Source organism: Nonomuraea rhodomycinica, from assembly GCF_013363995.1.
In the GTDB taxonomy this organism is placed as follows: Bacteria; Actinomycetota; Actinomycetes; order Streptosporangiales; family Streptosporangiaceae; genus Nonomuraea; species Nonomuraea rhodomycinica.
Map to the genome: position 1 here is coordinate 165,757 of NZ_JABWGO010000010.1, position 26,499 is coordinate 192,255.

The following is a 26,499-nucleotide window of genomic DNA, read 5'->3' on the forward strand; positions in this document are numbered from 1 at the left end:
TCTCTAGACCTAGAGGCCGTAGCGCTATCCGGTGTCGCCCTCCCGATCACGGCGGATTCTGCGTGCGGTGGCGATGCGTTCTCGGGCGACCTCGGCCCAGAAGGCCTCTCCGTGTCGATGACCGCTTCCCGCATAGCGCCACTCGGCCACGGTCAGAGTGTTGGCCGCGTCGAGGACGGGGACGTTCGCCATCAGCCTTGCCTGCTCTGCTCGGTAGCGGGCACGAGCCTGCCGCAGGTCCCCGAGCCTGATCGAGTAGTGGCGCGATTTGGTGGAGAAGTGGCCCCCGTACCCGAGCATGTGGGCCCACTGCCGCAGTGGCAGGTGTCGGTACGGCGGCAGGTCGGCGAGGCTGAAACAGGTGTAAATCATCCGGCGGGCGTGCTCTGTGACCTTCAGCCTGGCGATCTCCCAGGCGTGTCGGATCGGACGATCCACTGTGCCTGCCGACTCCGCGCCCTTGGTGGCGTACTTGGCCACGTACCGGGCCACGCGCTGATCGCTCATGCCGTCCAACTCGGCTGAGACGTAGACCGGTCGGACGTCGAGTTGCTCGCCCCACCGGATGGGGGACGGCGGTCCGTCCTCTATTCGGACCGCCCCCTGTTCAGCGGTCCGGCGTACGGCATGGTCGAGCAGATCGATCGTGATGTGGTCTGGTGGACGGTCGGTTGGCCCGTCCGGTCCGTCCAGTCTGACGACGGCGTGGAAGTGGACCAGGCCGCGCGCTTGGTACTCGGCGACCTTGGCATAGGAGAGGCGGACCGTCTGGCGTAGCTCCCTACGGGTGATGCCGAGGAGGCGGGCCAGGACGCTCGGCATGGTCTTGGTGAACTTCCGCCAGAGCGCGCCCGCGTGCGCGTTCCAGAGGACGGCTCCGATGTAGTCGTAGCAGTCCAGGCACAAGGGCTGACCGATCTGAGCGTCATCGCGTTCGTGACGGCGACCGCACCCCTGCGGCCGGCCATGCTCGCAGACGGGACGGTCCCGACGAGGACGGCATGGGAGCGCCCGGCCGGACTGCTCGCGGTGGGCGTGGACGGCACCGAACGATGGGGCGGTGAAGGTGACGAACGCTCGGGGATGCTGGCTGACCTCCTCCGGCACGCCCTTGCCGCCGCGTAGGCCAGTAATGATCAGGTGGTACGTGTCGTCTTTGTAGACCACCGAGCAGGCCGGGCACCTGGACGCGCGCCGGTTGCCGCAGGCTGTGAGCAGGAAGCCGGTCGGCTCGTCGGCGGTCCGGTACATGTCGAGCATTTCACCCGTCCGGCTGTCCAGCGTGTACCTCTCGCCGTGCAGCCGGACCGGTTGGGCGCAGCCGCCCGTGGCGTGGACCATCTGTTGCCAGCGGGCGAAGTCGGGCATGGCCGCTCGCTGCATCACGGCCAGCATCTCGGGTGACAGGTGAGGAACCTCGCTCATGCGGCGTCCTTCCCGGAGGAGCCGTCGGGCGGGCTTTGGTGGGCGACGCATACGCCGAGCACGGTGGCGATGCGCTGCCACTTCTCTTCTGACCAGCGAGGGGATCGTGCAGCTTGCTGCTTGCCCCACTCCTGGGCAGACAGCTCGTTCGGTTGGTTCAGGTGGCCTCCTCAGCTTGTGGGCGGGAGCCACCGCCGTACCTGACGAGCACAACCAGGCGCCAGCGCCAAGGCAGCCTGAAGACAGCCGTTGGCGGTGGTACCAGCAGCGAGAGAACAGGAATGGAGTGCGGCGAGAAGGTGAATGGCGCGCTCTGTGTGGACACCTGCCGTCGGGCCGGGAAATCCGACGGGTCATCAGTGGTCGTGGATGTGCTTGCCCGGGATCGTCTATGCGCCTTGAGGTGATTCGCCGAGATGTTCGCTGCGGTCGTGCTGTAGAGGGACGATGGCTCTTGGTGTGAGTACGTACGTTGTACCACTCAGAGAACGTGTTTACGCAGGTCGGAGTTCCGGCAGCGACCCGAGCGCAGACGTCCGGTACGTCCCGTGGGCGTCCGGGGGTGTCCGTAGAAGTCCGGCTGTCACTGATGGTTCGAGGGCGAAGTAAGAAGGCTGTCGCCCCTGGGTAAGGGGGACAGCCTTCCGGGACGTCCTGGACGTCTTGGGCTCAGCCCTCTCGCCAGATCGGCTCAAGCAGGTCGGGGTTGAACGTCCTGCGTCCCTTGCCGGAGGGATAGATGATCACGGCTAGGAGGGCTTCGCGGATATACGACCGCTTGATGGTGAGGGGGAGTCCGTCTTCCTCCTCTGGCAGGTACCAGCGCCGTCGGATGTCGCTGATGTCGGTGTCGGAACGGGCTTGGCGGCGCTGAGCGGCGGCGGTGAAGCCTTGAGCTTCGGTGCGCAGGCGGGCGATGCGCTTCTCAAGGTCCGGCGCTGTTGAGAAGAACAACTCGTTCGTGATGTTGCCCGCCGTCCACTGCACGCGCAGTTCCTCCAGGCGGGTCTTCGCACCCTCGTACTCGGCCTGGCCCGGCCATTCGGCGGGGGTGGCGGATGCGGCGAGTTGGACCTGCTCCAGCTTGGCGAGGACCGCTTCCGAGATGAAGAGATCAACCATGTCACCGCGCCGCCCGAGTCCGCCGCAGCCGCCGACGGTCTTGCCCGGGCAGATGTAGATGTGCTGGACGCAGTCCTTGCTGTGGGTGACACGCAGCGAGGTGTTGCAAAGGGAACCGTCCGGCTTGGCGCGACCGCAGCGGAGGAAGCCGGTGAGCAGGTAGTTCGGCTCGCGGAAGTCCGGTGCGAGGATGTGGCCGACGCGCCCGTCCCTGTAGACGAAGTGGCCCCTGCGGGCATCGAAGATGTTCTTGACCGCCATCCATTGTTCTGGCGTCACGATCGGCTCCCATTGGCCGACCACGGGGTTGCCCTCAGAGTCTCGAACGAGTTCGCCGTTGATCTCCCGCCAGCCGCAGATGCGGGGGTTCTGCACATTGATTTTGAGCGATGGGGGCGTCCACTCGTTGCCCAGCGAGGTCTTCACGCCCTCCCGACGCCACTGGTTCGTAATGGAGTGGAGCGAGCGGCCTGCGATGAGGTCCAGCACCGCCTGTCGTACGAGAGGTGCCTCCTTGGGGTCGAGGGTGAGACGGTCAGACTTCCAGCCGAAGGGGCGCGTGCCGCCGACTGGGAGACCTTGCTCGGCGCGCATGCGGTGCGAGCGGCGCATGCGGCGCTGCATCTTGCGGACCTCCATCTTGGAGATCACGGCGCCGAAGAGCCCCATGCTCTCGGCATCTTCGCTGTAGAGGTCCTTCGGGCCGCGAGCGTCGGCGAACACGCGGCCGTCCTGGTAGGTGATCGCTTCGACGAAGCGTTCGTAGTCGCCGGGACGCCGGGCGAGGCGATCTTCTGCGACGATCACGACGCCTTGCACCGCCGTACCGTCGGGAAGTTCGCCAGCCCGCAGGGCCCGTAGCATGGCCTCGAAGTCATCGCGTACGACATCGGCCTTCGCTGCTGACTTGTCGTTGTCCGTGTACTCGTGGACGACCGTCCACCCCTGCCGTTCCGCCGTCTCCCGGTTGAGGCGGTGCTGGTCCTGCACCCCGTGCTCATCCCGCCTGATGTCGGCGGAAATGCGAGCGTAGGAGATGACCGGGACAATGGTCATGTAACTCTCCTCACATGAGTTGTTGCGGAGAGTCAAGTTCTACCACCAGCAGTACCTGTACAAGGTGCCGAACGGGTACTGCGGCATCGGCGGCACCGGTGTCTCCTGCCCGGTCGGCCTGACGTCCTGAAGGTAGGGGCCTGAAAAGCTATGGGCCTCGCTCCGCTCGGGCTCCCCTGCTCGGGGGGCCGAGCCCCCGAGACCCCCGGGTGGGGCTCCGCCCCACACCCCACCCCGTTCGGCGTCTCGGGAGTGGCTGGGGGTTGACCGCCTGAGCAGTGCTCGAGGGATGCCCGAGGCGCCCTGAAGTACGGCTTTGAGGGCCCGTACCGGTTGTTCACGACGTACATCGCCGGGTTTCCCGCCGCCAGCGGTCATACCTTCTTGGACGGCCTCAGGGAATGGTTGATCGTGCGCGTGGACGGCGGTAACAACCTCGTCTGGGAGGCGCTGGTGGTCATGCCGGCGTTTCCCGGCGAGACCGCATGCTCTTGTCGCGCTCGGATGGACGACGAGCAGACGAGCAGTGGCTCAGTCAGCAGAGCTGGAGCCGTCCTGGTACTTCTGCTTATCACGATCGTCTAAGAAGCGTTCCAACGCGTCGAAGAGAGTCCTTACGACCACCGCGTCATCGCTTGCTTTCGCAAGGGCGAATACAGCCGGACGCGATGGCGTTTCCCATGACCTACCTGGTGCGGTGCGTCTGGCTACCGTCACGTTGACAGATTTGCCGCGAAGAGGATCGGCCTAATTTCGGTGGCACCTGAAAGAACATCGAAAGGGGCAGGTCATGAAGGCGACGCGGGTTGCGGGGATGGGCCTCGCAGTCGGGGCGGTGCTGGCGCTTTGCACGATCACCGGGCCGGCGCAGGCGACCGGGGAGAGCTGGGACAGAGCGGCGGGGTGCGCGGAGGCGCGGCCGGAGGTCACCTCCATCAGCGGCTGGGTGTCGCCCAACGCCTGCACGTTCATCAAGCGGCAGATCAGGTTCGGCAAGGTCACCACCCCCGACCGGGTGGGTGCCTACGTCGACATCTGGTCCAAGGACGCGACGCTGTGGGAGCCGGCGAAGGCGAGCGCGCCGCTGCTGCGAGGTGAGGAGGCCATCAGAAAGTCGATCAGCGGATCGCTCAGCCTGGTCCCCGACTTCCGCTTCCGTGGCACGCGCATCGCTGTGAACGGTCCCGCCGTGATGTTCGAAGCGTACAACGAGGCCACGATCAAGGGGCACGAGGTCGCCTACCCTGCGGTCTACCGGGTCCAGCTGACCGACGGTGGCAAGGTGGACCAGGGTCGTCGCTACTACGACCGGCACACCTGGTTCAAGCCGCTCGACCCCGAGTTGCCCGACCTGTTCGCCGACGTCGCCGACGGCAGCACCCCCGACCAGGGCCGTAAGCCGGTCCTCGGCCCCGATGAGCTCGTCGCCCGTGCCGAGGCATGGAACGACGAGGACGCGGAGGCCCTGGTGGAACGGCTCACCGGCGCGCCGCTGTCGGCCCCTGGCCTGAACGGCGGCACGCTGCGCACCGGGCAGGGCAAGCTTGCCTACCTGAAGAGGTTCTTCGACCAGGTCAGCGATGTCCGGCTGCAGCCGGGCCAGGCCGTCAGGGTCAAGGGCGCGACGTACTTGGAATGGCACGGCACGCTCCTGCCCGAGGGCCAGACCGACCCGGTCAGCTTCGGGATCATCGAGCGGGTCGGCGACACCGCCGGCATCTCGAGCGACTGGACCCTGACCTTCGACCAGCTGCCGCTCGTCGCCGACGAAGCCAAGATCACCGAACTGTACGGCAGGCTCAGGTAGCGATCGCGGCCAGCTCCGCCCGCGAGGAGATCCCCAGCTTGGGGAAGGCCTTGTAGAGGTGGTAGCCGACGGTGCGTGGGCTGAGGTACAGCTGGGCCGCGATGTCGCGGTTGGACGCGCCCGCGGCGGCCAGCCGTACCACCTGCCTCTCCTGGGCGGTGAGGACGCTGAGCGGATCGTCCGCCTGGCGCGGGGCCGCGGGGACGTCGCCGGTGGCGCGCAGCTCGGCGCGGGCGCGCTCGGCCCACAGCATCATGCCGAGCCGGTCGAAGGTCTCCAGGGCGGCGCGCAGCTGGGCGCGGGCGGCGGCACGCTTGCGCGACCGCCGTAGCCACTCGCCGTAGAGCAGCCGTGTGCGGGCCTGCTCGTGTGGCTGCTCGCCCTGCTCGTGCGCCCGCGCAGCCTCCTCGTACAGGTCCTCGTCGTTCTCGACGAGGGCGCGGCAGCGCAGTGCGACCGCGTCGGCGGACGACACGCCGACGCCGGCCGCCCAGTTCAGGTAGTACGCCAGGGGCTCGCGCGCCCGCTCGGGCTCCCCGGCCTTGACGGCGGCCTCGATCCGGTCAGGGGCGAAGAAGACGGACACCGGCGCGTTGGCGGCCGAAATCCTCTCCAGGATTTTCAGCGACGCCTTCGGACGGCCCAGCGCGAGCTCCAGCCGCCCGAGCCCGGCCACCGCGACCGCCTCGGCCGTGCGGAGCCCGCGCACTCCCGCCTGTTCGAAGACGGCCGCGGCCGCCGTCCGGCATCCCTGCTCGTCGCCCAGCTCGCCGCACGCCAGGGCGAGCAGCGCGGTGAGCGCGACCGCTCCGTTCCGCTGACCCAGGTCGCCGATCACGGGGATGATCTCCTCCAGCTTGGTCGCCGCCTCGCGATACCCGCCGAGCAGCATCTGCGCCTGCAGCCGGGTCTCCACGGCGGTGGTCAGCCAGCCGTCCATGCCGTGGGCCCTGCACTCGGCCTCGACGCGCGCCGCGGCGGCCTCGGCCTGACCGTAGCGCCCGATGGGCGCGCACATCTGGGCCATGAAGAGCATGCCTGGCACCTGGAGCTCGGACAGATCCGGAGCGAGTACCAGCTCCTGCATGAGCGCGACCGCATTCTTCAGGTCGCCGTTGACCAGCGCGGCCAGCCCGAGCGCGCCGCTCACCAGCGGAGAGCCGATCCTGGGCAGGGCCCTGAGCAGCCTTGCCGCCTGCTCCGCCAGGTCCGGGTCACCGGCGTACCATCCGCAGCGCACGGCCTCCACGATCAGGTAGGCCGCCCGCTCGGCGTCCAGCCTGGCGACCCGCTCCGCGCCGGTGATGATGAGCTCGCCGGCCGCGGCCTGGCTGCCCTGCTCGAACTCCCGATGGGCGCGCACCTGGATCAGGTGAGCGAGGGCCAGCGGGTCCTGGATCTCCTCGCTGGTCCGGTCGGCCAGCGAGCCCGCGCGGGCCGGCTGGCCCGCGTCGCTGGCCGCCACGGCCGCCGCGGCCAGCCGTACCGACCGCTTGGCGGTGTCGGGGGTGAGTTCGGCGGCCCGCTCGTAGGCCGCGGCCATGGCCGCGAAGCCGGAACGGGTGCGCGCCCGCTCCGCGGCCAGCTCCAGCTCGCGCGCCACGTCCTCGTCAGGCGTGGTCGTCGCCGCGGCCAGATGCCAGGCCCTGCGGTCGGCGTGCTCGCCGCCGACGAGCACCTCGGCGAGCGCACGCCGTACGGCCAGCCGCGACGTCAACGGCATGTTCTGGTAGGCGGCGGCCCTGATGAGCGGGTGCCGGAAGGCCACCGCGGCCCCGTTCACCGTGACCAGCTTGGCCTGCTCCGCCGCTTCCAGGTCCGCCAGCCCGGCGGAGAAGGACTCCGCGGCGCGCAGCACGATGCCGAGATCGCCGGTGTCGTCGGCGGCGAGCACCGCGAGCAGGGCCTGAGCTCTGTCGGGCAGCGCCCTGATCTGCTGCTGGAAGGCCTGCTGCACCCGGTTGGCGACCGGAATGGTGGTGAACGGGTTCAGCTGCCCGGCCTGCTGCTCCGAGGTGAGCGTGGACGGCAGCTCGATGAGCGCGAGGGGATTGCCGCCGGCCTCGTCCAGGACGCGGTCCCGCACCTTGGGCGCCAGATCCCTGGCCGACTCGGCCAGCAGCGTGACGGCGGCGTCGCGGTCCACACCGTCCAGCCACAGTTCGGGCAGCCCCTGCGGGTGGAACTCCTCCCTGCCGGCGAACACCAGCGCGATGCCTTCCGCGTCCAGCCGCCGCGCCACGAACACCAGCGCGTCGATGGACGCCCGATCGAACCACTGCGCTTCGTCGACCAGGCAGAGCAGCGCCCCGTCGCCCGCGACCTCGGCCAGCAGGCTGAGCACGGCCAGCCCGACGAGGAACCGGTTCTCCGGAGCCGCCGCGCCCAGACCCAGCGCGCCCCGCAGCGCCGCCGCCTGTGCCTCGGGCAGCACGTCGATCCGGTGCAGTTCGGAACGCAGGAGCAGATGCAGGGCGGCGTACGGCAGCTCCGCCTCGGACTCGACGCCGACCCCGTGGAGCACCCGCACCCCCGCGGCCCGCTCCGTCAGGTGGCCGAGCAACGCGGTCTTCCCGATACCCGGCTGGCCGCGCACCACCAATACACCGCTGCGTCCGGAACGCGCGTTCGCCAGCAGCCGATCCACCTGAGCCTGCTCCGCAGCCCGCCCGTACAACATGGCCGAAATCTAGCGGAACGCGCACCGTAGCTCCGGCCTGGCACCGCGGCGAAGGCCAGGTGCCCGCCCAGTGCGCGAGCGGGTGACCGTGACCGGACGCTACCGTCACGATGACAGATTCGGCGCGGCGTCGGCCTGCGTAATTTCGTCGGCACAGGGACGACAGCGTCCCGCACGAAAGGATCTGATCATGGCCGCCACCGCCACCGCGCCCACCACTGCCGCCGACTCCAACGCCAGGGCCAAGCTGCTGCGGTTCGCGCTCAAGCAGGACGCCATCGGGTCGGGCGCCAACGGCCTCGTCTTTCTGGCAGTCGCGGCGATCTTCGGCTCGATGTTCGGCCTGCCCGCCGCGTTCCTCGTGCCGGTCGGCGCGTTCCTGGTCGCCTTCGCCGCGACCCTCCTCCACCTTGCCGCGCGTCCGGTGGTGAACAGGGCGGCGGTGATCGCGGTGATGGTGGTCAACGTGGCCTGGGTGGCGGCCAGCGCGGAGATGCTGATCGCCGGGTGGTTCCCGCTGACCGGTCTGGGCACGGCCTTCGTGGTCGTCCAGGCGGCAGTGGTGGCGGGTTTCACCGGCCTGCAGTTCGCCGGGCTCCGCAAGGCCTCCGGGCAGCACCGCGCTGCTCGGGTAAGCGGAAGGCCCCTGGACGGTGGTACTCATCCTCTCCGTTGAGTCGCCGGGTTCTCGGAGCGCGTTACGGTGGCAAGGGCGAGGAGCACGCCCCACGCGGCGACCAATACCGCGACCGAGGAGTTCCACCAGTTCGGTGTCAGCCAGGGGAACGAGCCGACGACGAACGCGGCTCCGGCGAAGACGCCGACAGCCCGTCCGAGCAGTCCGGCGCGTGTCGACCAGCTGAGCGCGACCGCAGCGACGGCGAAACCCAGGTACGCCAGATGCAGGGCGCCGAACGTCGCGCTGACGACCAGTGCCAGAGCCTCGGCTGACAGTTGGATCTCGAACACCGGGTAGACCAGACGCCCCACCGCGAGCAGCAGGACGACGAGGGCGACGAGGGTGACCGTGAGAGCGGTCACCCCCACGTTGATCCGCGCCGACGGTTCGGCCTTGCGCGCGCCGAAGAGGCCGCGGGCGCCGGCTCCCCAGCAGATGACCGCGAAGAACAGCAGTTCGTCGCTCCACGACAGTAGCGAGTGGCCGCGTTCGACCCACGCCGTCATCGCGACCGCCTGGGAGGGCGCGCTGGGGAGCAGCGACAGCAGCAGCAGGGCGACGCCGGTGAGGAGCGCCCCAACGATCATCAGCCAGCGGTGCACCCGTAAGTCCATCGCTTGGCGCGACGTCGTGTCTTGTGCCATTGGACCGCCTGTCGCACCCGTCATCCGTCTGCCGTGCCCTGCGCCCTCTGCCTCCCGCGAGTGGATCGTAGGCGGCCTCGGTCACAGCTGCCAAGGCCGGGGCGTCGGCCGGGCGGTGCCGTCACGGCTCCTGGGGGTCCGTCTTCGGGTCCTCCAGGATGTCCAGCAGCGTCCGTGAGGCGATGGGGAGCACCGTGCGCACCAGTTCGGCGCCACCGGTCACGGCCATCGCGCAGATCACCTCGGCATCGGGCGGCAGCCCGAGCCCTCCGAGCCGGTACGCCCAGACGAGGTCGCCGTCCGCCTCCTGCCGCACTCCGTCGCCGGAGTCCACCGTGTGCCGCAGCGCCGCCGCCCACCAGGCGGCGGGGTCGGCCCGCAGGATCGCGTCGAGGTCGGCCAGCGCGGCGGCGTGGCGGCCCGCCGACCGGTGCAGCACCGCCCGTACCGCCAACGCGAAAGGGTCGCCGGGGTCGCGGGCCAGCCGCGCCTCCACCGCGGCGGTGTCCTCCATGCCCGCCTCATCCTCATCGCGCAGCACGGAGACCAGGACCGCGAACTCGGCCGCCTCCGTCGTGCGCGTCTCCTCGACGGCGCTCTCAGCCGCCACGAGCTCCCGCGCGGAGTCGGCGACCAGCTCGGCGAAGGACATCATGAGGGCCTCCTCCATCTGGCCCTCCAGGACGGGGCCCAGCTCCTCGATGCAGCGCGCGACGACAGGAGAGCCAGGTGAGAGCCGGTCGGCCCGCATCAGGTCGATGTGCGCCTCGAACAGCCGGCCGAGTGTCCAGTTGGCGAGCCCGCGCAGCAGCAGCGCGTCGAAATGGTCGGGGTCGCGTTCCAGCGCCAGCCCGGCGTCGGCCCGCGCGTCCTCCGCCCGATGGCACAGCAGGGCCGCGTTGCCACGGCTGACGTAGGTGTCGGCGTCGTCGAGCCCGAGCTCGATGGCCCTGCTGAAGTCGGCGTACGCGGCGTCGTACAGCCGGAGCTGCTCGTGGACCTGGCCCCGCATCATCACGGCCATCAGCGCCCGGGGGTCCAGCTCGATCGCCCGGTCCAGGTCGGCCACCGCCGTCGCGGGCCGGCCCGCGACCATGTGCAGGATGCCCCGCAGCTCAAGGCTCTCGCTGTCGTCGGGGGCCGCGGCCAGCGCCACGTTCACGTCGGCCAGCGCCTCGTCGAGCCGTTCGAGCTCGTACTGGACCCGCGCGCGCTCGGTGTAGGAGTCGCTGTCGTCCGGGTCGAGGTCGATCGCACGGTTCAGGTCCGCCAGCGCCTCCTCGTACCTCTTCAGCCGGAGGTTGACCCGGCCGCGCTCCCTGAACACGTACGACACGTCGGCGTCCAGTTCGACGGCCCGGTCGTAGTCGGCCAGCGCCTCCTCCAGGCGGCCGTCCAGCCGATGGAGGGCGGCCCGTCCGATCAGTGGCGCGAAGCTGTCACCGGGGTCGAGCTCGATCGCTCTGCTGTAGGCGGCGACCGCCGCCTCCGGGTCGTCCCAGAGCAGGTCACCTCGGGCGGTGTGGGCGTCGGCGTCTTCCGGGAAGAGCGCGATCACCCGGTCGTAGTCGGCCAGGGCCTCCTGGTCGCGGTCGGCGTCGGCCAGCGCGCGTCCTCGTTCGACGTAGACCCAGCCGAGGTCGGGATCCAGCTCGACGGCCCGGTCGAAGTCGGCGAGCGCGGCCTCGACGTGCCCCATGGCGCTGAGCGCCTGGCCGCGCGAGCCGAGCGCGTAGGCGTGGTCGGGTACGAGGTCGATGGCCCTGGTGAACTCCTCGACGGCCGCTTCGTAGCGTCCCGCCAGCCGGTGTTCCTCCCCGCGCTCCGCCGCCTTCTCCGCCCTTGAGTCGCCGAGTCCCACTGTTCCCCCAGAGAATCGATCGGTCATAGCCAACGACTCGTCAGGCGGGGCGAAAGTTCCGCGGAGCGGGGGTGCGGGCAAGGCGGCTCATGCCATGCTCAGCGGCCGTTCCGACGTCGGGATCAGTTCCGCGATGGAGTCGCGGATCCGGTGCTGGTACGGCCGGCGTGAGCCGTACCCGAGGGAGGCCGCGACGTTGCCGCCCGCCAGCGCGCCCTGGCGCACGGCATGCCGGCTGCTCATGGGGGTGAGCTTGCCGGTCCTGGTGAGGTCGGGGACGGCGGACACGTCACCGCAGGCGTAGATCTCGGGGTGGCCGGGCACGGCGAGGTGCTCGTCCACCCTGATCCGGCCCTGCTCGGCCGGCAGCCCGAGGTTGGTCACGAGCGGATCGGGGCGGACCCCGAAGCTCCACACGATCGTACGGGTGGGGATGAAGTCGCCGTCCGTGAGACGAAGCCCCCGGGTGGTGACCTGGCCGACCGAGGTCCGCGTCCGGACCTCCACGCCCCGCGAGCGGAGCGTCCGTGCCGTGGCGCGGGACAGGCGGTGCCGCATGTCGGGCAGCAGCCACTCGGCGGGATCGGCCAGGATCCAGCGGATCGGCTGCTCGTGCAACCGGGGGTCGCGGCAGGCGATCGACTGGGACAGCGACTGACCGGCCGAGGCCGCCGCTATGCCGGCGTATCCCGCGCCGAGCACGACGAACGTGCAGTGTGCCGCGCGTTCGAAGGGGTCGGTGCCGGCGGCGGCCAGCGCCAGCTGCCGCTGGATGTGATCGCGCAGGTGGAGGGCCTGGTCGGCGCTGTGGAAGCCGACGCTGTGCGCCGAGACAGCGGAGACCGGGGCGACTTCGCTGACGCCTCCGACCGCGACGATCAGCCGGTCGTAGTCCAGCACGCCGCCGTCGTAGAGCACGCGCCGGGCGTGGGGGTCGATGTGGGTGACCGTGCCGAGCACCACCCGCACACCCGGCAGCGTCTCGGCCAGCGGCACGCTGATCCGGTCCGGGCCGAGGACGCCCGTCAGCACCTGCGGCAGCAGCTCGCGACGCTGCGCGACGCCGGTCGGGTTGACCAGTACGATCTCCGCGCCGTCGCCGACCTTGCGCGACAGGGTGCGCGCCGCCTGGTATCCGGCGTCCCCGGCTCCGACGATCACGACCTGTGGCCTGTTCGACGTCACTGTCATCTCCCTGAGAGGCCCGAGAGGATCGCCGGCTCCTGCCGCGCCGGCACCAGCCGTTCGTGGAATCCGCCGTCCGCGGACCGCATGATGATCCCCGTCTCCACGCCGTGCTCGGCCACCTCCTGGTCCGCCTGCTGGAGCGCGAGACAGATCCACCGGGTGACGACGAAGGCGACGACGGGGCCGATGACCACGACGTACCTGAAGAAGATGGTCACCGCGTCGACGGTCATGTGGAACTGGTGGGCGATCTGGTCGTTGGCCGCGGCCGCCCACAGCAGGCCGTAGAAGGTGATGCCGGCGACCGCGACGGCCGTCTTGACCGGCGTCTCGCGGGGCCGGTCGAGCACGTCACGCGCCGGTGTCTCGCGGGCCATGCGGCTCGTGGTCTTGGGCCGGCCCAGCGCGTCACGGCGGCCACGCCGCGCGAGGAGGAGGCGCTCGGCCGTCGGGTAGGCCGCCAGGGCGGTGAAGAAGACCCCGGGTACGACCAGGGTGGGGACGAGGACCGCGAGGCTGAGGGTGTAGTCGCCGATGGTCAGCTCCCACGCGGGCATGATCCGGAGGGCGCCGTCGAGGAAGCCCATGTACCAGTCGGGAACCGAGCCCGCCGAGATCTGCGTCGGCATGGCCGGGCCGTACAGCCATATCGGGGCGATCTGGAAGCCGAATCCGAGGATGACGAGCATGCCGATCGTCGCGAGCGCCATCGTCGGGCGCGCGCTGCGCCGCGCCGGCATCGAGGCGACGAACCGCGAGTGGCCGTGCCGGCGCATCAGCATTTCACGGGCGATGAGCAGCGCGGCCATGACGACCGGGAGCAGCAGGTGCCCGCCGTACATGACCGGGATGATCCTGTCGCCGGGGAAGCCGGAGCCGAACAGCAGCGACAGCGTCCAGGTCCCCACCACGGGGATGGACTGCACCACCGACACGATCAGCCACAGGCTGCCGCCCGACAGCATGTCGTCGGGCAGGGCGTTGCCGGTCTCGCCCGCGGCCATGCCGAGCGCGAGCAGGGTCACCCAGATCAGCCACTGTCCGGTGCGCGGGCGGCGGAAGGCGCCGGTGAGGAAGATGCGCAGCAGCTGCAACACGACGGCGGCCACGAAGACGAGCGCCGCCCAGTGGTGGATCTGGCGGATGAGCAGGCCGCCGCGCACCTCCAGGCTCAGCTCCATGGTCGAGTCGAAGGCCCTGCTGACGAGCAGTCCGCGCAGCGGGCCGTACGAGCCGTCATAGGTGACCTGGGACATGCCGGGGTCGTAGAACACCATCAGCATCGCCCCGGTCACCGTCAGGACGACGAACGACCAGACGGCGATCTCCGCGAACATGAAAGACCAGTGGGAGAACTGGAACGAGCGGCGGTTGGCCAATATCGATCGCATGCGGGCCCCCTTCACGTTGCCTACTCACCAGACACATCGAGGCCTTGATTCGTGACACCGATGCGGCGTCGACGACGGTGATTCACGTCACGGCCCGTGTGCGAAGGGCCTGACACGCCGCCGTATATATTCATAGTAGAGAACTGTTCATTGATGTGAATGAATCTGGTACGGCGACCCGGCTTCGGAAGGAAACCCATGAACGCAGACGTGGCCGAACGGCTGGTGCGCTTCCAGCAGCCCGAGAAGACCCTGACCTACCTCGGGGGGCTCGACGACACCCGCGTCGCCGGCCTGTTCGGCCTGGACGTCGCCGCGTACCGCGACCTGGTCGAGGGCTGTGAGGCGGCGGTACGGCGGGCCGCGTCCGACATGCTCGCCGACCCGGTGGTCGCGGGACAGGTGGACCGGCTGCCATTCCGGCCGGGCCAGCACGTGGTGGCGATCGGTGAGAGCACCACCGCCGACCGCCTGTCCTGGTTCGAGATCCTGCGTCACCTGCTCACGGCGCGCCGCCCCGCGGACGCCGTCAGGCTGACCAATCTCGCCGTCACAGGGTGCACCACCACCCAGGCGCTGGCCCAGTTGCCCGCCCTGTCGTACCACCGTCCGGACTGGGTGCTGTGCATGCTCGGCGGCAACGACGTCCAGCGCCTCGGCCCCGGCCACGGTCCCACGCTCGTCAGCCCGTCCGAGAGCCGGCGCAACCTCCTCGCGCTGCGGGACCTCGCCACCCGGCGCACCGGGGCCCGGTGGGTGTGGCTCACGCCGTCCGCCGTGGACGAAGGCCGGATCGCCGCGTACCCGCACTTCCAGCGGGCCCACCTCAGCTGGTTCAACAGCGACATCGACCACCTCGCCGAGCACCTGGACGCCCAGCCCGAGCCCACGGTCGACACCCGCCTCGCCACCCGCATCGACAGCGGTGCCCGGGCGGACGGCTCGCCGCACCTCGACGACGGCCTGCACCTGACCCTCGCCGGCCAGCGCGCCGTGGCGGGCGCGTTCCTGCGCACCCTGGCGGAGTGACCGGTTCAGGGCGCCGATGCGCGATGCTCGGTCACATCAGGTGACGGGCTCGGCACCCGCGGGCCGCCACAGCGCTTCCGACGGGCCGGTCAGCGCTTGACGGCCCGCAGGACGACGAACTTGCGGTCGCTCGCGGCGACCTCGCAGTTGCCGAACAGCCGGCGCAGCTTCACGTGATAGCCGAGGTGCCGGTTGGCGACCACCCAGAGCTCGCCGCCGCGGCGCAGGGCCGCGCGCGACCCGTTGAACATGCGCCACGCCGTCGCGTCGGTCCTCCCGCGATGCGTGTGGAACGGCGGGTTGGTGAGGATCAGGTCCACCGTGCCCGTCGGCACGCCGGACATGCCGTCGGCCGCCAGGAACGTCGCCGCCCTGCCGCCTCCCGCGCCCGCGCCCGCGTCCGGGTCCGCGCCCGCGCCTGTGTCCGGGTCCGTGTTCGCCCGGAACGTCGCCTCCGCCGAAGCCAGCGCCTGGTAGGACTCGTCGATGAACGTCACCTTGGCGTCGCCGTCGCTCAGAGCGGCGGCCAGCCCGATCACCCCGTTGCCGCAGCCCAGGTCCACGACATGGCCACGGCCCCGGAGCGGCGGCAGGTTCTGCAGGAAGAACCGGGTGCCGATGTCCAGGCGGTCGGCGCAGAAGGTGCCCGCGTGGTTGGTGACGGTGAGCCCGGAGACCACTCCGATGCCGCTGGGCAGCGCGTAGCTGCGCGGCCACGGGCTGGCGTCACGGGGCAGCCCGGTGTCGGGTGAGCAGAAGATGAGCCGTGCCTTCTTCGCCGCCAGCGACGTCCTGGTCGGCCCGAGGACGCGTTCGAACAGCTCTAGCGTCGAGGTGTGGATCTCGGTGACCATCCCGGCGCCGACGATCAGGGTGCCCGCGTGCACGTGCGGCGCGAGACGGTGCAGCTGGTCCTCCAGGAGCGACAGCCCCTTGGGCACCCGGATCAGCAGCACGTCGATCCTGGGCGGTGGCGCGTCCATGGTCGTGCGCAGCCGTACGGTGTCCTCGGCGATCCCGTTGCGGCTCAGGTTCGCGCGGGTCGCCTGCTGGGTGAGGTACGAGTCGGTGATCTGCACGGGGCGGTGGCCGGCGAGCGCGGTGACCAGGGCGCCCCAGCGGTCGCCCAGCACGACCACGGTGCCCGACAGGTCGGCCGGTTCGCCGTCGATCCCGTCGAGGTGCCGCAGCAGGTACTCGTCGGCGGCGTCCCACGCGCGCAACTGGTCGCGAGGGTCCTCGGGGAAGCGGGTGAGCGCGAACTCGCCTCTCGACGTGCTCAAATGGTTCATCGCGCCTCAGGCTAGCGAGTCATGCGCCCGCTGTGCCATGTGCGGGATCGTCCGCGCGATGTTCTGCCGGGGGCTCCACAGGACCTTTGCCGTGAGGCACGATGATCGTGTGACGGACGCCATTCCGGCCGAGCGGATGCCGGCCGCGGTACAAGCCGCCAGGGCCGGCGCGACCCTGCAGTTGGGCTTCGCTCTTCTGCTTTTCGCCATGACGGGGGCGGACGCGGTGGCGGGCGCCGTCACCCCGATGTTCCTCGTGTGGTTGCTCCAGCTCCTCCTGGTCGTGGTCATCATGGGATTGCTGGTCTTTCGCTGGTCGTCACGCAGGAAGTGGGTGCGCTGGTGCGCCGTCGCCGTCGAGGCGGTCACGGTCGGCGGCAACGTCGTCGCGGCCGCGATCAGCGGTGAGCTCGGTTGGGGGACGCTGGTCAACCTGGGCGCCGTCCTGCCGGTCGCGATCCTCGTCATCTTGCTCACACCCTCCGCGGCACGCTGGTTCGACCGCTGACCATTCGCGCGTCCGGAGCGCCCGGGCAGGCGCGTCACGTCTGTGCCGTGAGCATGGCGTCGGCCAGGCCGGTACGGGCGTAGAGCACCGAACGGCCCGCCCGGTGGGTGCTGGTGAGACCGGCGGCCCGCAGGGCGGTGAGGTGCTGGGACACGCCCGCCGCGGACAGGCCCGAGCGCTGGGCGAGCTCGGTGGTCGAGGCGGGCGTGTCGAGTTCGGCCAGGATCAACGCCCGGGACCGGCCGATCACGGCGGCGAGAGCGTCCAGGTGCGCATGGGTCCGGCGCTCCCACAACGTGCCGATCCCGCGCGCCGGATAGGCGAGTTGCGGCGGTTCGGACGCGACGGACCGGGTCAGCACCCGTGGCCAGGCGAAGACCGACGGCACCAGGAGCAGCCCCGCGCCGGTGTCGATCCTGGTGATGGCGCAGTGCCGCTCTTCCAGGTGGAGGCTGCCGCCGGCCCAGCGCACCGTGTGGTGCAGCTCGTCCAGCGCCTGGGCCGTCCCCTGCTCGGCGACCTGGCGGCCCCGGTGGAAGAGGTCCGCCTCCAGCGCCGCGCGGATCCTGGCCCAGTAGGGGGCTATCGCGAGCGCCCAGTAGGTCTCGATCTCCGCGACCACCCGCGGCAGCCAGGCGTGCGGACTGCGGTGCAGGTTGCGCAGCCGGGGGGACAGGGCGCCGTCGCGCTCCCCGGCCAGGTGGTCGAGGTCCAGGCGTACCTGCTCGGGGTCGGTGGCCGCGATGGCGGCCAGCTCGTCGGCAAGGCCGGGGGACCGGGTCGCCGGCGCCGGGTTGAGGAAGTCGGGGAGGTGACCGACGGGCGGGATCATGTCGGCCAGCCAGCCGCGATCGAGGCCCGCGGCGGCCAGCCGGGGGCGCACCTGGTCGGCCCACGCGCGGTGCGGGCGCGGCACCACGGCGGCGGCCAGCGCTCTGACGCTGGTGACGACCTCCCACATGGGCGAGACGGCGAACCGGGTCTCGGCCAGATCGTTCACCGAAAAGGCCAGCCGCGTCCTCATGCCGCCTCCGCTGCTTCTCAGGATTCGGTCACAGCTTAATCAGTGGACCCCCGGGTTCCCGCACAGCAGCATCTCGGGAGCACGACCCGACGAGTACGACCTGAAAGGCAGTCACGCGCATGTCCCTTGACCTTCCCGCCTCCTCCGCCCCCGCCACCGATGCCGCGAGCCGGAGCAAGGCGCGGCTGTTCCGCGAGCTGAACGCCGAGTCCGTGCTGGTGCTGCCCAACGCCTGGGACGCCGCCAGCGCGGTCGTCATCGCCGCCGCCGGCGCCACGGCCATCGCCACGACCAGCGGCGGCGTCTCGTGGTCGCTGGGCCGCGGAGACGGGCAGCGGCTCGGCCGCGACGAGATGGTGGCGGCCGCCCGGCGCATCGTGGACTGCGTCGACGTGCCGGTGACAGTCGACGTGGAGGGAGGGTACGGGCCCGCTCCGGCGGACGTCGCCGCGACCGTGCGGGCGGTGGCCGGGGCCAGCGCGGTGGGCGTCAACCTGGAGGACTCCACGGCCGTCGGCGGCCCGCTGTTCGACGTCGCCGAGCAGGGCGCCAGGCTGCGGGCCGCCAGGGACGCCGCGACCGAGGCGGGCCTGCCGGAGCTGTTCGTCAACGCCCGTACCGACGTCTACCTGTTCGGGATCGGCGCGCCGGACGGCCGGCTCGGTGAGGTGCTGGAGCGCGCGGCGGCGTACGCCGAGGCCGGAGCCGACGGGATCTTCGTTCCCGGCCTGCTCGACCTGGACGTGCTGAACGCCCTCTGCGCGGCGTCGCCGCTGCCGGTCAACGCGATGGCCGTCGCCGGCGGACCCACCGTCGCCGAGCTCGCGCAGGCCGGGGTACGCAGGGTCAGCCTGGGCACCGCGCTGGCCCAGGCGGCCTACACCGCGGCCCGCAGAGCCGCCGCGGAGCTGCTCGGCACGGGGGGCCTCACAGCGCTGGACGGCTCACTGGGCTTCGGCGACCTCGACGTGCTGTTCCGCCGTTGACCCGCGCGCCGGTACGGTCAGTCCGGCGCCCAGTACTTCTGCCGCACCTGTTCGAGCTGCTGGACCACCGGCTTCCAGGAGGCGGGCAGCGTGTAGCGGCTGGCGCGGTGGCCCCGGTAGGCGAGCGTGTAGGTGATGAAGTCCGCTCCGGGCGGCCGTGCTTCCGAGCGGCCCACCCGCAGGTGCTTCAGATGGCCGCGCAACGTCCGTATCTCCTTGCCGGTGAGGCACTTGTCCACGGTGGGCCCCGTACGGCGGCTCACCCGTGCGCACCCGTCGGTGTACACGATCACGCGGTCCTTGAACCCCGCGAATCCGCCCGTCTCGCGCAGCTCCACCAGCACCTTCTTCTGCACGGTCGCCGCCTGCGCGGGCGGCGCCAGGGTCGCGCTCAGGACCACGGCCAACGATGCCGCGAGCGCTGTCTGCCTGCTCCTCATGCTTCTTAGACGTACCGGACGGGCCGGCGGCTCACGCGTCCCGGCGTTCGGGGTACACCACCGTCATGCTGCCGCCCATCGGCCGGCCGGACCTGGTCCACGCCGGATGGATCAGGGAAGGGAACGCGAGGGTCTTCTGCGAGGTCGTCGCGTCGCTCGTCCGCTACGACTTCGACGACCTCGACTGGCAGGCGGTCGAGGCCGCGCTGCCCGGCACCGACGACGAGCGGGAGGAAGGCTGGTACGGCTACCCGCTGGTCGGTGAGGTGACCCGGCTCGACCTCAGGCTGGCGCGGGCCGTGGGCGGGACGGTGATCTCCGTCGAGGTGCGCGGCGCCGTGGGCGACGTGCTCCGGGGACAGGTGGAGCTCGCCTGCGACCTGGCCGCCACGTACGACATGAGGCCCAGGTAGGGAAGCCCGTCCCGGAACCTGGGCCCTGCCGCCGCCCGAGCCGCTACGCGGAGCCGGGACCGCCCGGAGCGATCCCGCCCGAGGCCGGGAGGAGGTCGGCGAAGAGCGTGTCCCTGGAGGACGCCGCGGCGTCCTCGGCCGCCGTGACCGCCGTCAGAATCTCGTGGGCCAGGCTCGCCGCGTCGAGCCGTCTCCGGCTGCGCGCCGAGATCTCCAGCCGCACGAGGGTGCCGAGCGCGTCGGTGACGGCCGTGATCCCGCCGTCGTCGGCCCGGCCGGAGAACTCGGCGGCACTCCATTCCTCCACCCTCGCCTCCGCCCGCGCGGCGGCGGAGATGAGCGCGTCCAGCCGCGCCTGCGCCTCCTCGAACTCCTTGATCCCGTCAGAGCCTTCCACCGCAGAGCCTTCCACCGCTCAGTCTCCTCGCAGCACGTTGCGGATGTATCCGTCGAGCGGGTCGGCGGCGTCGGCGCCCGTGGTGCTCCGGCCCGGGCCCGAGAGCTCCTGCATGACCTCCGTCAGCCGATCGCCCATCGTCCGGTGAGCCGCGGCGATCGCCTCCTGGACGGCGTGCGCGAGCTGGACGTGGTCGAGGCCGCGCAGGCCGCGCGGATCGATCGACAGCCCGCGCAGGCGCCCGCTGCCGCTCACCTCGGCGCGCACCACCCCTGACGGGTCGGTGCCCGCCAGCCGCTCCTCCGCCAGCCCGGTCAACGCCCCGTTCAGGGCGCGGGTCCAGTCGTCGGCCTGGCGCAGCAGGTTGACGACGTCCTCCGGCCCGTTCAGGGCGGACGCCTCGACGTCCCTCATGAGGCCTTCTTGGAGGGTGACTTGCCCTTGGCCGGTTCGGGCTCGTTCATGGGGACCCAGTACTCGTCCACCAGGCGGGGGTCGGCGATCGCGTCGGTGAGGTGCAGGTCGCGCGCGCCCCGCGACGGGTCGCCGGACCGGTAGAAGGCGCCTCTCAGGTCGTTGAGCTTCAGCTCCAGCTTGTTGAGCTCGCTCTCGTACTTGTTGTAGACGTCGGCGAACTGCTTGACGAGGTTGCCGGCCGCGCTCATGAACAGGCCGACCTGGGTCATCAGGGCGACCCTGCCGACCGGGTGCGTGCTCATCGTGGCCACCGCGCGCAGGATGGGCGCCGAGGTGGCGTACAACCCGAACACCGACAGGTCGTACTCCATCACCTCCTTGTACTGGCTGTGCATGGTGCTGCTCATCGCGCCGGAGATCTTGCCGAGCTGGCCGTACAGGCCGTTGATGTTGAACCGGACGTACTGCTGGAGGGTCTGCTGCGCCACGCCCTTCCAGTAGGGGGTGATGTCGTCGAAGAACGAGCGCCATAAGTCGGACCGGCTGCCCTCCAGCGCCCCGGCCATGTCCTTCCACAGCTCGCGTCGCGCGTAGAACAGGAACGGGTTGCCCATGTTGAGGGTGGCCACCACGTCGAGCGCGAGCGCCGCCGCGCCGAGCCCCGAGACCGCCATGGCGGCCCGGTTGTTCTGGCGCAGCGGGTTCAGCCCCTGGATCAGCCGCCGATAGAAGCCGGGGTCGGTACGCGGCGTGGGGCTGACCGTGATGGTCCGCTGCACGGTGCCGTTGGCGTTGGCGATGTGCAGTTGCCGGTCGCCCGTGGGCGCGGTCTGACCGGGCAGGATCAGCTTCGGCGGTTCGCCCGACGAACTCGACGGAACCGTCATCGCGGATTCCTCCTCATGCGGGGGTGCTGTGGTGGTCGGCGGCGTGGTAGTTGTCGGCGGCCTTGACGATCTTGCCGCCGTCGGTGCGCAACAACCCGGACAGGATGCCGGCGCAGTCGGCCCAGGTGTCGGAGACGGTGTTGAACCGGTTGACGAACAGCAACCCGGCTATGGGCACGCCGGCCATGGGGATGAGCTGCCAGCCCTCGAAGCGGGGCGTCCAGTGCTTGACGGTCTCCACGCCGGTGGCCGAGCTGTCCATGGTGCCGGCGAACTTCCGTATGAACGCCTCGTTGACGTCGTAGCCGTTGGGGCTGCCCGTGTCGTCCGGCGGCGGCGCCTGCCGGGTGGACACGGCCAGTGCCGGCTGCGCCTGGCCGGCGGACACGGCCCGTGCCGGCTGCGCCCGCAGGCTCTGCGGGAGGCAGGCAGGCGGCGGGCAGGCGGGGGTGTGCGGGCACGGGCTCACCACTGAGGGCGAACCAGCCGCGAACGACAAGGCATGATCATCTGACACGGGCTCTTTGTATCATCACCGTTCCGGGCGGCTGGAGCCGCCGTGGCCGATCCGGCGCGGGTGAACGGAAGATAACTCTCGCGTTACTGACACAGCCTCGCGCGGTGCGTAAATTGCGGCTGGTGTGATCACTGATCACTGATCGCCCGTCACTTCCTGTTTCCAGGATCTCCTCTCCAAAGGGTCACATGACGACGCACCTCCCCTCCTTCCCCGCCGTGAACGAGAACCCGCTCGACACCTGCCTCCGGCTGCGCGAGATCGCCCCCGTGGTCGAGGTGGAGTTCCCGGGCGGCGTGCCCGCCTACCTTGCGCTGACCCACAAGGCCGTGCGGGAGATCCTCGCCGGGGACAACAAGACCTTCCTGCGGGACCCCCGCCACTGGCCCGCGCTGTACGACGGATCGATTCCCGAGGACTGGCCGCTGCGCGCCATCGTCCAGGGCGGTCACCTGTCCACCATGGACGGCGGCGACCACAGGCGGCTGCGCGGCCTGGTCGGCAGGGCGTTCACGCCGGCCCGGGTGCAGGCCCTGGAGCCGCGGATCCAGCAGATCATCGACGGCCTGCTGGACGACGTCGTGGCCGCCGGCGACGGCGTCGACCTGGTGCCCGCCTTCACCGAGGCGCTGCCGATGTGGGTGATCTGCGAGCTGTTCGGCATCCCCGCCGAGGACCGGCTGCGCCTGCGCAACTGGACCGCCACGCTGCTGGCGCACACCACCCCGCCGGAGGTGGCGTTCGCGACGCAGAACGAACTGCAGGCCTTCCTGCACGAGCTGGTGGAGCGCAAGCAGCGCGAACCGGGCGACGACCTCACCTCGGGCCTGGTGCAGGCCCGCGACGAGGGCGACCGGCTGACCACCGACGAACTCGTCGGCGTGCTGTGGCTCATGCTCGTCGCCGGCCACGAGACGACCGTGCACCTGCTCGGGTACGCCGTCGTGGCCCTGGCCCGCAACCCCGGCCAGCTCCGGCTGGCCATGGCCGAGGACCGCTGGGCCGACGTGGTCGAGGAGACCCTGCGCTACCGCCATTCGGTGATGATGACCAGCTTCCGTTTCACGGCGGAGGACGTGACCGTTGCGGGGGTGCGCATCCCCAAGGGCAACGCGGTGGGCGTGGTCTACCAGGCGAGCGGCGTCGATCCGGCGGAGTACGGCGACAGCGCCGACCGGTTCGACATCACCCGTGAGCAGACCGGGCACCTCGGCTTCGGCCACGGCCCGCGCTACTGCATCGGGGCGCCGCTGGCCCGGCTGGAGAGCAGGCTGGCTCTCGCCTCGCTGTACCGGCGGCTGCCGCGGCTGAGCCTCGCGATCGACCCCGACGACATCGCGTACTCCCCGTCGTTCTTCACGATCGGCCCGCTGTCGCTGCCGGTGGACCTCGGTCTCACCGCGTCCTGACGTTTTGCCGGTCGTTGGCATCGGAGCGCCGGCGACAGGGGTACGTCCTCCCCCATGGGGCGATCTTCGCAGCCCCGGAGGGGAGGACGGTCATGTACGCGACGGTACGGCGGTACGAGGGAGTCACCGATCCCGCCGAGGCGGCACGCCTGGTCAACGAGGGGTTCGTGCCGCTCCTGCGCGACGTCCCCGGGTTCGTGGCCTACTACTGGGTCGACGCGGGGGACGGCGTGATGCTGTCCACCAGTGTCTTCGAGGATGAGGCCGGGGCCGAGGAGTCCACCAAGCGGGCCGCCGAGTTCGTGCGGGAGAGCCTCTCGTCCCTGCTGCCGAACGCTCCTCAGGTCACGGCCGGCGAGGTCGTGGCGACCGGGTGACGGCCGGCTGCCGCTCAGGCGACTGATCAGGCGGCTGGTCAGGGCGGCTGGTCAGGGCGGCTGGTCAGGGTGGCTGGTCAGGGTGGCTGGTCAGGCGGCGCCGAAGTCCGCGGCGTGGTCGCGGGCCCACTGCCCGTACGTCCGGGCGGGCCGGCCGGTGACCTTCGCGATCGTGTCCGTGGGCGGCAGGGGCCGGTCCACGGCGGCGGCCGACTCGCGGATCACCGCCTCGGCGACCTGCGGCGTCGTCCAGGCGCCGAGCTCGGCCCGGTACTCCTCCAGGTCCTGGACGTCGAAGCGGACCGGGCGGCCGACGGCCTCGCCGATCAGCTCGGCCTGACGCCTCCGGGTGAGCAGTTCCGGCCCGGTCAGCGTGTACGCCGCGCCCTCGTGCCCCGGCTCGGTCAAGGCGCGTACGGCGACCGCCGCGATGTCGGCCTCGTGCACGGGCGCCGAGCGGGAGTCCGGGAACGGGTCCCGTACCACTCCCTCGTCCCGGACCGAGCGGGCCCACTGCAGGGTGTTGGTGGCGAACCCGCCCGGCCGCAGGAACGTCCAGGCGACGCCGGAGCGGGTCACGGCCTGCTCCGCGTCGCCGTGCATGCGGCTGATCGCGTCGGCCGAGGCGGGATCGTGGAGCACCCCGGACAGCAGGACGATGTGCTCCACCCCGGCGGACGCCGCGGCGGCGACGAAGCCGTCCACACCGCGCGGCTCGGCGTACAGGAAGACCTTGCCGACGCCCGTGAGCGCCTTGCCGAACGTGGCGGGGTCGGCGAGGTCGCAGAGCACCGCCTCCACCCCGGCGGGCACGCGGGCCGCGCCCGGGTCGCGGCCGGCCGCGCGGACCGGCTCTCCCGCGTCGAGAAGCTGTCGTACGAGGCTGCGCGCGACGTGCCCGCGCGCTCCGGTGACCAGAATCGTCATGTGACCAGCCTGGCCGCGGCCAGGAGAGGCCGGGTAGGCACCCGTGGGCCTGGGACTCGCAGTACCAGGCCATGATGGAGGACGATGAACAGGGAGGAACTGGGCAGCTTCCTGCGCAGCAGGCGCGAGCGGGTCAGCCCCGGCGAGGTCGGGCTCGCTCCCGGCGGCCGGCGCCAGACGCCGGGGCTGCGGCGCGAGGAGGTCGCGCTGCTGGCCGGGATCTCGGTCGACTACTACATCCGGCTGGAGCAAGGGCGCGGGCCGCAGCCGTCCGCGCAGGTGCTCGCCGCGCTCAGCCGTACGCTGCGGCTGAGCGGCGACGAGCACGACTACCTGCTCCGCATGGGCGACCAGGCGCCGGCTCCGGCGGGCTCCTCGCCGGAGGTGCCCGCGAACGCGCTGCGCCTCCTGGAACGCCTGGACGAGGTCCCCGCGATGATCGTCAACACCCGCGGCGACCTGCTGGCCTGGAACGAGATGCTGGTCGCGCTCATCGGCGACCCGGCAGACATACCGCGCCGGGAGCGGAACACGCTGCGATGGCTGTTCGGCACCGAGCCGAACCTGCCGCACAACCGGGTCGAGCTCGCCCGCCAGGCCGTCGCCGACCTGCGGGCCAGCGGCCGCTACCCGGACGACCCGGGTGTGCGGCAGCTCGTGGACGAGCTGACCTCGACGAGCCGGCTGTTCGCCGAACTGTGGGCGGCGCGGGAGGTGGAGGTGCAGCGGACCATGACGAAGAGGACCACGCATCCCGTGCTGGGCGAGATGGAGCTCGACTGCGAGGTCCTGTCCCTGCCCGGCGGCGACCATCGCGTCATCCTCTACACCGCCGCCCCGGGCACGCCCACCCATGACGCGCTCAAGCGGCTGCGATCATCACGCGGCCGGCCGCCCAGGCACGCGGGATGCGTCATCCCCACCGGACCTGCCGACAGGTGACCGGCGGCCTCTCGCCGGCGGGTGAGCGCTGTCAGGCGTATCGCTCCAGCCAGGCCACGATGTGGTCGACGTAGCTGTCGACGTACCTCAGCGGCTTGCCGCCGAGTTCGAGGACCGCGACGAGGTGGTCCACGCCGAAGGTGCGATCCCAGACGCGGGCCCGCCGGTAGGTCTCGCGGTCGACGGCCTGGCGGAGGTGGTCCCAGCCGTGCCAGGCCATGAAGGCGGCGTCGATCGCGGGATCGAACAGGTGGGCCCGGTCCCAGTCGAGGACGCCGATCAGCCGGCCGTCCTCGCCCCAGTGGACGTTGCTCCCCACGAGGTCGCCGTGGACGAGCGTGTCGGGGACCGGCTCCAGGGCCGTCGCCTCCGCCAGGCGCCGCCGGCCCTCCTCGCGCCACCTGTCGGGGAAGCGCGGGATGACCTCCTCGGCCAGGATCGCCGCCCAGTTGTCGCGGCCCTCGTGCTCGCGCGGCGCGGGCAGCAGGGCGCGCAGCTCCGGCGTGACGGGGAGCTCCCGGATGGCGCTCAGCAGGGCGCCGGTTCCCGCGGGGTCGCCCACGCCCTCGGGGTGCCCGGCGCCGTCGATCCACGACACGGCGACGGCCGCCCGCTCCTCGAACCACGTCACCGGGGTCAGCGGCTCGGGGACGGCGAAGGGGAGCCCGGCGGCGGCGATCAGACGCAGCACCTCGGTACGGCGTGGCAGGGCCTCGGCGCCGGTGGGGCGCCGGCTGACGCGCACGGCGGCGACACCGGGCAGCAGGACGACGTCGTGGATGCCGCCCCGGACGAACCGCGCCGAGTCGAGGCGGGCCCCCGGCACGAGCGCGTCGGCCATCGCCAGCAGGTCGTCGGGTACCCGGTCGGTCATCTCGTTCGGCTGCTCTCGGTCGTGCGGTCGGTGCGGGCGGTCAGAGGGTGTGGCCGCCGAGGTCGCGGACGACCCCGGCGAAGGCGCGGACGAAGTGCAGCTCCGCCGCGAGGGTCAGGACGACCTCGATGTCGGCGACGCGCTGACACCCGGCGAACCCCTTCTCAGCGGACGTCGAGTGCGCTGACAGCGTGGTTCAGAGAACTC

General features: G+C 71.1%; 25 protein-coding genes and 1 pseudogene. 10 read left to right on the forward strand and 16 right to left on the reverse strand.

The features are described from left to right. Positions 1 to 24: 24 nt before the first annotated feature. Together HT134_RS32785 and HT134_RS32790 are read right to left on the reverse strand one after the other, a co-directional pair. Positions 25 to 1,425 carry a replication initiator gene (locus HT134_RS32785; protein ID WP_175604348.1) on the reverse strand — a complete coding sequence of 467 codons (1,401 nt, stop codon included), beginning with the start codon at positions 1,423 to 1,425 and terminating at the stop codon, positions 25 to 27. Positions 1,426 to 2,094: 669 nt separating this feature from the next. After that, positions 2,095 to 3,603, reverse strand: a complete 1,509-nt coding sequence (locus tag HT134_RS32790; protein WP_175604349.1) for a recombinase family protein — start codon at positions 3,601 to 3,603, stop codon at positions 2,095 to 2,097. A gap of 40 nt (positions 3,604 to 3,643) precedes the next feature. On the opposite strand from HT134_RS32790, the pseudogene HT134_RS32795 reads away from it, so the two are divergent. Further along, a pseudogene (locus tag HT134_RS32795) lies at positions 3,644 to 3,733 on the forward strand (peptide-methionine (S)-S-oxide reductase MsrA); the annotation flags it as partial. Between the two features lie 684 nt (positions 3,734 to 4,417). Further along, positions 4,418 to 5,410 (forward strand): nuclear transport factor 2 family protein, encoded by a 993-nt coding sequence (locus HT134_RS32800; protein WP_175604350.1) that lies wholly within the window; start codon positions 4,418 to 4,420, stop codon positions 5,408 to 5,410. Here the strand turns inward: HT134_RS32800 and HT134_RS32805 are convergent. Then, a complete protein-coding gene (locus HT134_RS32805; RefSeq protein WP_175604351.1) occupies positions 5,403 to 8,090 on the reverse strand; it encodes an AAA family ATPase in 2,688 nt (895 codons plus the stop codon). The genes HT134_RS32800 and HT134_RS32805 overlap by 8 nt on opposite strands. Positions 8,091 to 8,280: 190 nt before the next feature. On the opposite strand from HT134_RS32805, the gene HT134_RS32810 reads away from it, so the two are divergent. Beyond that, entirely contained in the window at positions 8,281 to 8,766 is a 486-nt protein-coding gene (locus HT134_RS32810; protein WP_175604352.1) for a hypothetical protein, read from the forward strand. Here the strand turns inward: HT134_RS32810 and HT134_RS32815 are convergent. The 4 genes from HT134_RS32815 to HT134_RS32830 form a co-directional block, all read right to left on the reverse strand. Further along, entirely contained in the window at positions 8,751 to 9,371 is a 621-nt protein-coding gene (locus tag HT134_RS32815; protein ID WP_175604353.1) for a hypothetical protein, read from the reverse strand. The genes HT134_RS32810 and HT134_RS32815 overlap by 16 nt on opposite strands. A gap of 163 nt (positions 9,372 to 9,534) precedes the next feature. Next, complete coding sequence (locus HT134_RS32820; protein ID WP_175604354.1) at positions 9,535 to 11,301, reverse strand: tetratricopeptide repeat protein; 1,767 nt, start codon at positions 11,299 to 11,301, stop codon at positions 9,535 to 9,537. A 60-nt stretch (positions 11,302 to 11,361) separates the two neighbouring features. After that, a complete protein-coding gene (locus tag HT134_RS32825; RefSeq protein ID WP_175604355.1) occupies positions 11,362 to 12,459 on the reverse strand; it encodes an NAD(P)/FAD-dependent oxidoreductase in 1,098 nt (365 codons plus the stop codon). Positions 12,460 to 12,461: 2 nt separating this feature from the next. Beyond that, a complete protein-coding gene (locus HT134_RS32830; protein ID WP_175604356.1) occupies positions 12,462 to 13,853 on the reverse strand; it encodes a cytochrome b in 1,392 nt (463 codons plus the stop codon). A 198-nt stretch (positions 13,854 to 14,051) separates the two neighbouring features. Here HT134_RS32830 and HT134_RS32835 point away from each other — a divergent pair, with 198 nt between their 5' ends. Next, the gene (locus tag HT134_RS32835; protein WP_175604357.1) at positions 14,052 to 14,882 is read left to right on the forward strand and encodes an SGNH/GDSL hydrolase family protein; all 831 of its coding nucleotides are present in this window, start codon (positions 14,052 to 14,054) and stop codon (positions 14,880 to 14,882) included. A gap of 89 nt (positions 14,883 to 14,971) precedes the next feature. On the opposite strand, the gene HT134_RS32840 is transcribed toward HT134_RS32835, so the two are convergent. Continuing rightward, positions 14,972 to 16,174, reverse strand: coding sequence for a methyltransferase (locus HT134_RS32840; RefSeq protein ID WP_175604358.1), 1,203 nt, complete (start codon positions 16,172 to 16,174; stop codon positions 14,972 to 14,974). A gap of 109 nt (positions 16,175 to 16,283) precedes the next feature. On the opposite strand from HT134_RS32840, the gene HT134_RS32845 reads away from it, so the two are divergent. Continuing rightward, complete coding sequence (locus HT134_RS32845; RefSeq protein ID WP_175604359.1) at positions 16,284 to 16,682, forward strand: hypothetical protein; 399 nt, start codon at positions 16,284 to 16,286, stop codon at positions 16,680 to 16,682. Between the two features lie 34 nt (positions 16,683 to 16,716). On the opposite strand, the gene HT134_RS32850 is transcribed toward HT134_RS32845, so the two are convergent. Continuing rightward, complete coding sequence (locus tag HT134_RS32850) at positions 16,717 to 17,706, reverse strand: ArsR/SmtB family transcription factor (RefSeq protein WP_175604360.1); 990 nt, start codon at positions 17,704 to 17,706, stop codon at positions 16,717 to 16,719. 119 nt (positions 17,707 to 17,825) lie between these two features. On the opposite strand from HT134_RS32850, the gene HT134_RS32855 reads away from it, so the two are divergent. Then, positions 17,826 to 18,692, forward strand: coding sequence for an isocitrate lyase/PEP mutase family protein (locus HT134_RS32855; protein WP_175604361.1), 867 nt, complete (start codon positions 17,826 to 17,828; stop codon positions 18,690 to 18,692). 17 nt (positions 18,693 to 18,709) lie between these two features. Here HT134_RS32855 and HT134_RS32860 read toward each other — a convergent pair whose 3' ends face one another. Continuing rightward, on the reverse strand, positions 18,710 to 19,132 hold the full coding sequence (locus HT134_RS32860) for a hypothetical protein (protein WP_175604362.1): 423 nt from the start codon (positions 19,130 to 19,132) through the stop codon (positions 18,710 to 18,712). A gap of 65 nt (positions 19,133 to 19,197) precedes the next feature. Here HT134_RS32860 and HT134_RS32865 point away from each other — a divergent pair, with 65 nt between their 5' ends. Beyond that, a complete protein-coding gene (locus tag HT134_RS32865) occupies positions 19,198 to 19,545 on the forward strand; it encodes a hypothetical protein (RefSeq protein ID WP_175604363.1) in 348 nt (115 codons plus the stop codon). A 43-nt stretch (positions 19,546 to 19,588) separates the two neighbouring features. Here the strand turns inward: HT134_RS32865 and HT134_RS32870 are convergent, their stop codons facing one another. From HT134_RS32870 to HT134_RS32885, 4 genes are read right to left on the reverse strand one after another with little or no spacing between them, the layout of a single operon-like run. Further along, positions 19,589 to 19,942 (reverse strand): YbaB/EbfC family nucleoid-associated protein, encoded by a 354-nt coding sequence (locus HT134_RS32870; RefSeq protein WP_175604364.1) that lies wholly within the window; start codon positions 19,940 to 19,942, stop codon positions 19,589 to 19,591. A gap of 18 nt (positions 19,943 to 19,960) precedes the next feature. Beyond that, entirely contained in the window at positions 19,961 to 20,356 is a 396-nt protein-coding gene (locus HT134_RS32875; protein WP_175604365.1) for a YbaB/EbfC family nucleoid-associated protein, read from the reverse strand. After that, positions 20,353 to 21,246 (reverse strand): hypothetical protein, encoded by an 894-nt coding sequence (locus tag HT134_RS32880; RefSeq protein WP_175604366.1) that lies wholly within the window; start codon positions 21,244 to 21,246, stop codon positions 20,353 to 20,355. Before HT134_RS32880 ends, HT134_RS32875 begins: the two co-directional genes overlap by 4 nt. 13 nt (positions 21,247 to 21,259) lie before the next feature. Then, entirely contained in the window at positions 21,260 to 21,763 is a 504-nt protein-coding gene (locus tag HT134_RS32885) for a hypothetical protein (protein WP_175604367.1), read from the reverse strand. Between the two features lie 188 nt (positions 21,764 to 21,951). Here HT134_RS32885 and HT134_RS32890 point away from each other — a divergent pair, with 188 nt between their 5' ends. Continuing rightward, positions 21,952 to 23,172, forward strand: a complete 1,221-nt coding sequence (locus HT134_RS32890; RefSeq protein ID WP_175604368.1) for a cytochrome P450 family protein — start codon at positions 21,952 to 21,954, stop codon at positions 23,170 to 23,172. 92 nt (positions 23,173 to 23,264) lie between these two features. After that, on the forward strand, positions 23,265 to 23,549 hold the full coding sequence (locus HT134_RS32895; protein ID WP_175604369.1) for a hypothetical protein: 285 nt from the start codon (positions 23,265 to 23,267) through the stop codon (positions 23,547 to 23,549). A 90-nt stretch (positions 23,550 to 23,639) separates the two neighbouring features. On the opposite strand, the gene HT134_RS32900 is transcribed toward HT134_RS32895, so the two are convergent. Further along, entirely contained in the window at positions 23,640 to 24,476 is an 837-nt protein-coding gene (locus HT134_RS32900) for an NAD(P)H-binding protein (RefSeq protein WP_175604370.1), read from the reverse strand. 84 nt (positions 24,477 to 24,560) lie between these two features. Between HT134_RS32900 and HT134_RS32905 the strand changes: the two genes are divergently transcribed. Then, positions 24,561 to 25,418: a helix-turn-helix transcriptional regulator gene (locus HT134_RS32905; RefSeq protein ID WP_175604371.1), complete on the forward strand. Its 858-nt coding sequence runs from the start codon at positions 24,561 to 24,563 to the stop codon at positions 25,416 to 25,418. A gap of 31 nt (positions 25,419 to 25,449) precedes the next feature. Here HT134_RS32905 and HT134_RS32910 read toward each other — a convergent pair whose 3' ends face one another. Then, positions 25,450 to 26,292, reverse strand: a complete 843-nt coding sequence (locus tag HT134_RS32910; RefSeq protein ID WP_175604372.1) for an aminoglycoside phosphotransferase family protein — start codon at positions 26,290 to 26,292, stop codon at positions 25,450 to 25,452. Between the last annotated feature and the right edge of the window lie 207 nt (positions 26,293 to 26,499).